We start from the raw sequence: 9,442 nt of genomic DNA, 5'->3' as shown, positions 1-9,442 counted from the left end.
GGACCATGAAGACCTCCGGGTATGAGGAACGGTTTCTTGACAGCTCCACACCTCACCCGGAGGTCTTCCTCATGTCACGCCGACACTCCGAACCCGTACCTAACGTCCATGGTCACTACACCTAGGCGGATGTGAAGTGCCAGATGACGCCGATCACCCAGACGGAGGTGGCGAGGGCCGCGCAGCCGAACTCGATGAGGATCCCAATCCCCGTCGCCTTCAGCGCGGACCCGGAGGAGCGCAGCGCGGCGCCGAAGTCGCGCCGACGCGCGTACTCGGAGCCGAGCAGGCCGGCGCCGAAGCCCACGAACAGCCCCACCACCGGGATGACGAACATCCCGACGACGGCGGCCGCCAGCGCGACGACGATCGACCCGCGCGGGATCCGCTGGCGCTGCAGATTCCGGCCCGTGAGCACCGCGGACGCGGACCAGCCGATGGACACCAGGGCCGCCGCGATGATCCCCGTGGTCCACGCGGCGGGCGAGCCGAGGAGCCAGGCCCAGCCCAGCAGGGCGATGAGCGCCAGCCAGCTGCCGGGCAGGATCGGATAGACGGTGCCGAGCACGGCGACGAGCAGGAGGAGACCCACGACGATGGTCCCGATGACGGCCATTTCCATGGGCACAGTGTCCCACGCGCACCCTGACCCGGGGCACGGCCGACGAGTAGGGTGGATGTGATCCATCCGACGGCGACAGGGAGGCGGAGCCCCATGACCCCGACCGGCCCCGAACCGGGCGGCATCGACCTCAACTGCGATGTCGGCGAGTCCTTCGGCGCCTGGACCCTGGGCGACGACGCGGCGATCCTGCCGCTGGTCACCAGCGCCAACATCGCGTGCGGCTTCCACGGCGGCGATCCGTCGGTCATGCGTGCCACGGTCGCCACCGCGGCGGAGCGCGGCGTCGCCGTCGGCGCCCACGTGGCCTACCGCGACCTCGCCGGCTTCGGCCGCCGCTTCCTCGACTGCACGCCGGCCGAGCTGGCCGACGACGTGCTCTACCAGCTGGGCGCCCTGGACGCCTTCGCCCGGGCCGCGGGCACCCGCGTCTCCTACGTCAAGCCGCACGGTGCGCTCTACAACGCCATCGTCACCCACGAGGCGCACGCCGGCGCGGTGGTCGAGGCCGTCGCTGCGTTGGGCGACCTGCCGGTGCTCGGGCTGCCGGGCGCCGTCGTCCTCCGGCTCGCCGAGGAGCGCGGGCTGCGCCCGGTGACGGAGGCGTTCGCCGACCGCGCGTACACCCCGGAGGGGCGCCTGGTCCCACGGCGGGAGCCCGGCGCCGTCCTGCACGACCCGGCGGCGATCGCCGCGCGGATGGTCCGGCTGGCCACCTCGGGGAGGATCGAGGCGGTCGACGGCACGGAGATCGAACTGTCCGCGGAGAGCATCTGCGTCCACGGGGACACGGCCGGCGCCGTGGAGATCGCCGGGCGCGTCCGCGAGGGCCTGACGGCGGCCGGCGTCGCGATCCGGAGGTTCGCCTGATGCGCCTCCTGACGGTCGGCACGCACGCCCTCCTGATCGAGCTCGACTCGCCGGAGCAGGTCCTGACGGTCCACCGCGGCGTGCTCGCGGAGCCGCCCGACGGCCTCGAGGCTGCGATCCCGGCGGCGCAGACCGTGCTGCTCCGCTTCGACCTCCGGGCCGATGTGGCCGGCGAGCGCGGTCGCCTCCCGGCACGGGTCGAGCGCTGGCTCGCCGCCGGGGCGCCGACCGCTGACGTCGTGGCGGGTGCGGGGCTTGGCGACCGGCCTGGCCACGGGCTCGTCGACGGGACCATCGACGGAACCGTCGAGCTCGACGTCGTGTACGACGGCGAGGATCTCGCCGCCGTCGCGGAGCTCGCCAGGCTCTCGCCCGAAGGCGTGGTTCGGGCCCACACGGGCCGGCTGTGGCGGGCGGCGTTCAGCGGCTTCGCGCCCGGATTCGCGTACCTGCGGCCGGACGATGCCGCCGAGGATGCCGCCGACCGGTCCGGGCACGATCGGTTGGAGGTCCCGCGTCGCTCGACGCCGCGCACGCGTGTGCCGGCCGGCGCGGTGGCCCTGGCCGGCGGCTACTCGGCGGTGTACCCGTCGTCGTCGCCGGGCGGCTGGCAGCTGATCGGCCGGACCGACGCGCCGCTGTGGGACGCGGAGCGGACGGACGACGCCGGCGCACCGGCCCCAGCGCTCATCGCACCGGGGACGGCCGTGCGCTTCCATGCCGTCCGCGAGCTCGTCGAGGTGCGGGGGTCGACGGAGGACCACAGCGCTGCTGCCCCCAGGGAGGGCGCGACCGGCCGACAGGCACCGGCCGCCTCCGTCGACGAGCAGGCCGAAGGCCGGCACGGCCTCGAAGTGCTGGCCACCGGGATGCTCGCCACGCTCCAGGACGGCGGCCGGCGGGGTTTCGAGCACCTCGGGGTGCCGACCTCCGGCTACGCCGACGACCGTGCCGGGACCGCCGCGCATCTGGCCCTCGCCTCGCGCGCGGAGCGGGCGGAGCGTGCCGGCCATCGCCTGCACTGCGGGGCGGTCGTCGAGGCGGTCGGCGCCGGCCTGACCCTCCGGGCCCGCGGCCACCACGTCGTCGCCGTGGACAGCACAGCGGAGGTGGTGATCTCCGGGCCGTACGGCGAGCGCGCCGTGGACTCGGGACGGCCCGCGGCCCTGTACGACGGCGAGACGCTCGCCATCGGCGACGGCCCGGGCCAGTTGTCCTACCTCGCCGTCCGGGGCGGTTTCGAGCTGCCGGCCACCCTGGGGAGCCGTTCCACCGATCTGCTCTCCGGCCTGGGCCCGGAACCGCTGCGCGCGGGCCGGGTGCTGCCGGTGCGGCGACTCGATCCCGGCGTGGAACTCCCCCCGCACGTCCCCGAGACCACGGGCCGGGACCGGATCGGCGAGGCGCTGCGCCCGGCGTCGAAGACGGGCAGGCCCCGCCCGGTCACCCTGCGCTGCGTCCTCGGCCCCCGGGACGACTGGTTCACCGCGGAGGCACTCGGGCTGCTCACCTCGGCGAACTTCGTGATCGGCCCGGACTCCAACCGGACCGGGATGCGCTTGGAACTACCGGTGAAGACCATGTCCCTGCAGCGCACCGCTGCGCGGCGGAACGACGAGCTCCCGAGCGAGGCGATGGTACGCGGCGCGCTGCAGGTGCCGCCCGACGGGCGCCCGATCCTCTTCGGCCCCGACCACCCGGTGACGGGCGGCTACCCGGTGATCGCCGTCGTCGTGCCCGCCGACACGGACCTCGCCGCCCAGCTCCCGGCAGGCACCCGGGTCCGCTTCGAGGCGGTTCCGCCTCCGCAGCAAGGGGACCCACGGGACGAGGACTTCCTCGACGATGACGTCCCGGCCGCGGGATTCGGGAACCGGACGGAGGACCTGTGAGACTCGTGATCGCGGACCGCGGCCAGAGCGCCGTGCGTGCCATTCACGCCTTTCGGGCCCTCGGCTGGGAGAGTGTCGCCGTCCACAACGCCGCGGAGGCGCGCGACGCTCACGTCCGGCTCGCCGACCGGGCCGTGGAGACGAGCGTGGACTGGTCGCTGCCGCAGGCCGAGGGCTTCATCGCGGCGGCGGAGCAGACGGGTGCGGACGCTGTCCATGGCGCCGGCGGGTTCGCCGCCGGCGACTCTGTGTTCGCCGACCAGGTCCTCGACGCCGGTCTGCTCTGGCTCGGTGCCGACCCCGACGTGCTGGACGGTCTCGACGAGCTGGTCGTCGGCCACCTCGAGGCTTCCGAGCCCGTGCACCGCGACCGGCGGCGGATGACCGTCGTCGCCGCGGTCGGCAACGGCGGGCGCTCGGTGATCCTGGATCCGCTGGAGACGACCCTGGGCCGGCGCGGACACGCGCTCCTCACGCGGTCGCACGCCTTCGCTCCCCTGTCCGGGGCGGGGCAGCGGCCGGTCCGGCGCCTCGTCGAGGCCGAGGTGCAGGCCCTGGCCGAGCAAGGCTTCCGCGGCGTCGCGACGCTGACGCTCGACGTCGGCTCGGAGCACGAGGACGGGGACGACGACGACGCCCGCGAGGCGACGCTGCTGCGCCTGGTCCCGCATCCGGACGCCAGTGCCGCGGCCGCCGAGCAGTGCTACGGGATCGACCTCTGGACCGAGTCGTACCGGCTCGTGAGCGGCGGCCCGTCGCGCCTGCTCGCGCTGGCGCGGCAGGAGAAGGGCGGGCCCGACCCGAGCCGGGCGAAGAGCTCTGCGCAGGGCGCGAGGGCGAGGGCCTCCAGGCCGGTCCTGCTCCCGCGACCGTCCCGCACCGCGGCCACGGCGCACGTCTGCGCGGTGGATCCCGCCCTGGGCTTCCTGGTGGTCGACGGGACCGTGGGGCGGCTGGGCTGGCCCACGGGGCCCGACCTCCGGGTCGACGCCTGCGTCGGGACCGGGCAAGCGATCCTCACCTACGGCATGGACGACTACGCCGAGCTCGCTGCGATCACGGCGACCGGCGAGTCGAGCGCGGCCGCCGCAACGCGCCTGGCCCGCGCGATGGAGGAGCTGGTCCTCGACGGCGTGCCGTCGAGCGCTCCTCTGCTCCGCGATCTCCTGTCCGACCCAGCCATCCGCGGTGCGGGCCCGCCCTGCTCCGCAGAGGCCGGCTCACAGGGCAACGTCAGGATGCCCGCACCGGCCGTGGCCGGAACCGGGGCCCTTGATCTCGACTTCATCGGGCGCATGTACGCCCGGCTCGGCCGCTGGCCCGAGGTCCAGGTCCCCGGGCCGTCGCCGGCCCCGCACGGCGGCGGGGTGACTGCGGAGGTCTCGGACGGCGTCGTCCGCGTGCGACTGACCGTGGACGGGGAGCCGGTGACGGTGGGCATCCCGCTGGCCGCCCTCCGCGATCTCGCCGGGGACGCCTGACGACGGACGCGACCCGTCGGCGCTACTCGTGCTGGTAGGTGAGGCAGTCGGCGTTGTCGGCGCCCGGCCCCACGTGGACCGCCTCGGCGGTGCAGAGGAGGTCGTCATTGTGGACGCACTCCGCCCGCTGGCAGGCGCCGATGGAGGCGACCATCTTGGGCAGGCCGCCGTGAGCGCCGATGTCCACGAACGTGGCGCACTCGGCGTGCTCCGAGTGCCCGCCGATGGTGATGCCGGCCGCGTGGCAGTTGGAGTGGTCGTTGAACGAGCAGTTGGTGACCGTGCAGTCGGCCACCGGGACCGTGATGGTCATGATGTTCCCTCCCGGTTTCCGGACCCTGCGGGCCTCTCCCGCGTGTGGCGTGGGTCACTGTCCTCTCACGGTACGCCCGAACCCGCGGATCTTTTAGTGCTGATTTCTGCACGTAATCCCGCCCCGCGCTACTACACCCAGGGCGTCGCGCCGGGGACGTGCTCGAAGACGATCGACGTCTGCGTCGACGCGACAGCCGGGTTAGCGGAGAGGTGGTCCAGGACGAACTGCCGGACATCGTTCGAGTCCCGGACCGCCACGTGGATGAGGAAGTCGTCCGTCCCGCCCAGGAAGAAGAGCTGCGTCACCCCGGGCTTGCCGCGGATCTGGTCCTGGAACTCCTGCATCAGGTGCCGCGCACCGGGCCGGATGCGGACGAAGATCAGCGCCTCGAGCGCGTGGCCGATCGCCTCGGGGTCGATGTCGATCGTGAACCGCCGCACGACACCGGACTCGCGCAGCGCATTCAGGCGGGCCAGGCAGGTGGAGGGGGCGATCCCGAGCTCCTGGGCCATGGAGTTGTTGGTGCGCCGGGAGTTCTCCGTGAGCATGTGCAGTAGCCGGCGGTCGAGGTCGTCGAGCTTGACAGGCCCGTCCTGCAGATTATTCGCTGTGCTCGGCACCACACACCGCCCTGTTGGTAGAGAATGGCCAGCTTCGTCGATTCTACCGAAAATTCTGCGGCAGGACCGCCGAAGCGCCGTAGTTTTCTCTAATCTGGTGGTCTGTTCCACGGGCCAGATCCTGCCCGCCCCCCAGAGATTCGGAGCCGCACCATGCTCATCGGTGTCCCCCAGGAAATCAAGAACAACGAGTTCCGCGTCGCCATCACCCCGGCCGGCGTCACCGAGTTCGTGCACCACGGCCACGACGTCGTCGTCGAGACCGGCGCGGGCCTCGGCTCGGGCAGCACGGACGCCGACTATGAGGCCGCCGGCGCGCGCATCGCCCCGTCTGCGGACGCCGTCTGGGCCGAGGCGGACATGATCCTCAAGGTCAAGGAACCGATCGCGGACGAATACCACCGCATGCGCGAGGGCCAGGTGCTCTTCACCTACCTCCACCTCGCCGCCTCCCGCGAGTGCACCGAGGCCCTCCTCGGTGCCGGCTCCACCGCCATCGCCTACGAGACCGTCACGGCCGGGCGCGGCCTGCCGCTGCTGGCCCCGATGTCCGAGGTCGCCGGCCGGCTGGCCGCACAGATCGGCGCCGTGCAGCTGCAGCAGCCGAACGGCGGCGCGGGCGTCCTCATGGGCGGCGTCCCGGGCACCCGCCCGGCCAAGGTGGTGGTGATCGGCGGCGGCGTCGCCGGCACCCACGCGGCCCGCATCGCCTCCGGCATGGGCGCCGACGTCACCATCATCGACATCAGCCTCCCCCGCCTGAAGGAGATCGACGAGGCCTTCGGCGGCCGCATCAAGACGCTCGCGTCCAACAAGCTGACCATCGCCGAGCAGGTCGCCGCCGCAGACCTCGTGATCGGCTCCGTGCTGATCCCCGGCGCCGCCGCCCCGAAGCTCGTCACGAAGGACATGGTCGCCTCGATGCGGCCGGGCTCGGTGCTCGTGGACATCGCGATCGACCAGGGCGGCTGCTTCGAGGGCTCCCGCCCGACCACGCACGCCGACCCGACGTTCAAGGTGCACGACGCCGTCTACTACTGCGTCGCGAACATGCCCGGCGCCGTGCCGCAGACCTCCACTGCCGCGCTGACCAACGCGACGCTGCCCTACGCGCTGCGCATCGCGAACAAGGGCTGGAAGCAGGCGCTGCGCGAGGACGCCGGGCTGGCCAACGGCCTCAACGTCCACGCCGGCCAGGTCACGCTCGCTTCGGTCGCCAACGAGTTCGGGGTCGGCTTCGTCTCCACCGCGGACGTCCTCGCCTAGCGAGGCGCCCCACCCCGCGGACCAGCACGGTCCACGGGTGGCCGAGGGGCCGACGCGCAGCAGAGGCCGTTGTCTCCGGGGTTCTCCCCGGAGACAACGGCCTCTTCCGTGGTGCACCGCCGTGGCGCGGCCCTGTCACCGGCTCTGCTGCCGGCCCGCGAGAGCGTCAGCGGACGACGTCGGCCTCAGCGTTGATCTGGCGCGCCTTGAGATCGGCCAGTCGGACGAGGCGGACGACGGCCATGGCCACGAGGATGAGCCCGATGAACACACCGACGTAGCCGACCACCATGACCGCCATGACGATCTGCATGGCCGGCCCGCCGCCCGCGGCGCCCATCATCGGCATCAGCATGTTGACCAGCACGGGCGGGACCAGGGCCAGCACCATACCCAGGAGCAGGAGCGCCAGCCCGGCGCCCATCAGGCCGGCCGCCGGCTTGAGCGGCTTGCCGACCTGCACGGTCGATGCCGACGTCCGCCCGGAGTCGGCCACGACCACCGGGGCGGCCGCCGTCCGCGGTTCCGCCGCGACGGGGCGGCCACCCCCGTTGGGGCGCTCGTCGTCCACTCGCCCGCGGCCGCCGCCGTGGCCCTCGTTGCGCTCGTCGCTGTCCACGGTGCTCCTCGCGTCGCTGCTCTCGTCCGTGCCGGTCCGGTCGGTCGGCTCGCCGCCGACCGTGGCGTCGTTCTGGACGTCGTCGTTGTACGGATCGTCGTTGTACGGGTCGTGCCCGGCGGGCACGTCGTCCCGGCGGTGCTCCGGGCCGCGGCCGGAGTCGGCCGGGATCCGCGCGGTCTGCGGCTCGCCGTCCCGGCCGAGGCGGCCGTCGCCCGCGGTGTAGCGTTCGTCCCTGTCTGCCATGTCAGGCCCCTTTCCATGCAGCGCCCCCGAGGGCGCCGCCGTTCTCTCGTCGCATCGACTGTCTGGTCGCGACACTACGCCCGTTGGCTGACGGCGAGGACAGAGCTTCCTTACCGTGAGCTGACCGCCCGGTGGGTGAGATGCTGCCGACCCCGAGCGGCAGGGCCGGCACGGCCAGCGACGTCCAAACCGACCGTGGCGACTGGGCCACCGGAGTTCAGGGCACGGACTTGATCCGGTAGACCAGCACGGCGCCGAGCGCGCAGAGCGTCGCGGCGATGAGGAACATGGTGGTGTATCCACCGAGGGCCGTCACCGCGAGCCAGGCGGCGGCCGGCGCGAAGACCTGCGGGAGCGTGGCGGCGATGTTGACGACGCCGAGGTCCTTGCCGCGGTCGCTCGCGGAGGGGAGCACCTGGGTCAGGAGCGCGAAGTCAACGGCGAGGTAGGCGCCGAACCCGACGCCGAGGACGGCCGCTCCCAGCATGGCGGCCGGCCAGACCGGGAAGAACGCCAGGATGAGAGTCGCGAGCCCGATCAGGCCCGAGGACCCGGCGACGAAGATCCGCCGCCGCCCGCCGGCCGCGTCGCTCAATCGGCCCGCCGCCACCGCGCTGAGCAGGACCATCAGCGAGTACAGGCCGGTCAGGACCAGCACGCCGCCGGCCGGGTTGGGGTGGCGGATGACATCCGTGAGGAAGAACAGCAGGTAAACGATCGTCATCTGGTTCCCCAGGAACATCAGGAATCGCGTGATCCAGGCCCACCCGAAATCGGGGTGTTGCCGCGGGCCGATCCAGAACCCGCGCAGGAATGCGCCGAGCCGGAACCGCTCGCGGGCCTCGAGGGGGAGCACCGGATCGTCCCGGTGGGTCAGGTACGGGATGACGCTCAGGACCATGACGGCGGCGCAGAGGCCGTACCCCAGGCCGATGTTGCCGTCGATGACGAAGCCGATCACCGCGCCGCAGAGGATGCCGACCGTCTGGCCCATTGCGCCGAGCCCGCCCACGGACGCACGCTGGTTCACCGGCGTCCGGTCCGGCACCGTGGCGGCGATCGTCGAGTACGTCGAGTTCACACCGAGCTGCACGAAGCACCACCCGACCACCAGGGAGAGCAGCGCCGCGGTCCCCGTCAGGGTGGACGCCGAGGCGAGGAACAGCAGTGCCAGCGCCGCCACGACGGCACCGCCGAGCACCCACGGCGACCGCCGCCCGAAGCGGCTGGTGGTGCGGTCCGAGAGCGCCCCGGTCAGCGGGTTGGCCACCAGTGCGACGGCGGCGCCGAACGCCGAGACGAGCGAGAGCATCCCCTCCTTCTCCTCGGGGTTGATCGCCGTCGCCTGCAGGCCGAGGAGGACGTTCAGGGGCGCGTAGAGGACCGCGTTGATGCCCAGGTTGACCAGCACGATGCCCGCGATCCAGCGCGCGCCGACCGGGACCGTGGGCTCGGCGAGCGCGTCCGGGACGCTGGAGGGGGCGGCGTGCGTGTCCATAGTGCCAATATC

General features: G+C 72.9%; 9 protein-coding genes. 4 read left to right on the top strand and 5 right to left on the bottom strand.

Features of this window, described 5'->3' with window-relative positions:
• Window positions 1-121: 121 nt before the first annotated feature.
• Window positions 122-622: a DUF456 domain-containing protein gene (locus tag RIN46_RS08545; RefSeq protein WP_309082462.1), complete on the bottom strand. Its 501-nt coding sequence runs from the start codon at window positions 620-622 to the stop codon at window positions 122-124.
• A gap of 93 nt (window positions 623-715) precedes the next feature.
• Between RIN46_RS08545 and RIN46_RS08540 the strand changes: the two genes are divergently transcribed.
• Genes RIN46_RS08540 through RIN46_RS08530 form a run of 3 tightly spaced genes read left to right on the top strand, consistent with a single transcriptional unit; the run spans window position 716 to window position 4,865 of the window.
• Window positions 716-1,492: a 5-oxoprolinase subunit PxpA gene (locus RIN46_RS08540; RefSeq protein WP_309082461.1), complete on the top strand. Its 777-nt coding sequence runs from the start codon at window positions 716-718 to the stop codon at window positions 1,490-1,492.
• A complete protein-coding gene (locus tag RIN46_RS08535; protein ID WP_309082460.1) occupies window positions 1,492-3,384 on the top strand; it encodes a carboxyltransferase domain-containing protein in 1,893 nt (630 codons plus the stop codon). The genes RIN46_RS08540 and RIN46_RS08535 overlap by 1 nt, the downstream gene beginning before the upstream one ends.
• A complete protein-coding gene (locus RIN46_RS08530; protein WP_309082459.1) occupies window positions 3,381-4,865 on the top strand; it encodes a biotin carboxylase N-terminal domain-containing protein in 1,485 nt (494 codons plus the stop codon). Before RIN46_RS08535 ends, RIN46_RS08530 begins: the two co-directional genes overlap by 4 nt.
• Before the next feature lie 22 nt (window positions 4,866-4,887).
• Here the strand turns inward: RIN46_RS08530 and RIN46_RS08525 are convergent, their stop codons facing one another.
• Complete coding sequence (locus RIN46_RS08525; RefSeq protein WP_309082463.1) at window positions 4,888-5,172, bottom strand: DUF1540 domain-containing protein; 285 nt, start codon at window positions 5,170-5,172, stop codon at window positions 4,888-4,890.
• 137 nt (window positions 5,173-5,309) lie between these two features.
• On the bottom strand, window positions 5,310-5,801 hold the full coding sequence (locus tag RIN46_RS08520; RefSeq protein WP_309082458.1) for an Lrp/AsnC family transcriptional regulator: 492 nt from the start codon (window positions 5,799-5,801) through the stop codon (window positions 5,310-5,312).
• Window positions 5,802-5,954: 153 nt separating this feature from the next.
• On the opposite strand from RIN46_RS08520, the gene ald reads away from it, so the two are divergent.
• Window positions 5,955-7,067 (top strand): alanine dehydrogenase, encoded by a 1,113-nt coding sequence (ald, locus tag RIN46_RS08515; RefSeq protein ID WP_309082457.1) that lies wholly within the window; start codon window positions 5,955-5,957, stop codon window positions 7,065-7,067.
• A gap of 166 nt (window positions 7,068-7,233) precedes the next feature.
• Here ald and RIN46_RS08510 read toward each other — a convergent pair whose 3' ends face one another.
• Both RIN46_RS08510 and RIN46_RS08505 read right to left on the bottom strand, forming a co-directional pair.
• Complete coding sequence (locus RIN46_RS08510) at window positions 7,234-7,932, bottom strand: hypothetical protein (RefSeq protein ID WP_309082456.1); 699 nt, start codon at window positions 7,930-7,932, stop codon at window positions 7,234-7,236.
• A gap of 217 nt (window positions 7,933-8,149) precedes the next feature.
• Window positions 8,150-9,430 carry an MFS transporter gene (locus tag RIN46_RS08505; protein ID WP_309082455.1) on the bottom strand — a complete coding sequence of 427 codons (1,281 nt, stop codon included), beginning with the start codon at window positions 9,428-9,430 and terminating at the stop codon, window positions 8,150-8,152.
• Window positions 9,431-9,442: the final 12 nt, after the last annotated feature.

The sequence above is a fragment of the Zhihengliuella sp. genome (assembly GCF_031178195.1).
Taxonomy (GTDB): domain Bacteria; phylum Actinomycetota; class Actinomycetes; order Actinomycetales; family Micrococcaceae; genus Zhihengliuella.
The sequence above is the reverse complement of the archived record's forward strand: the minus strand, read 5'-3'. Positions and strand labels throughout refer to the sequence as shown.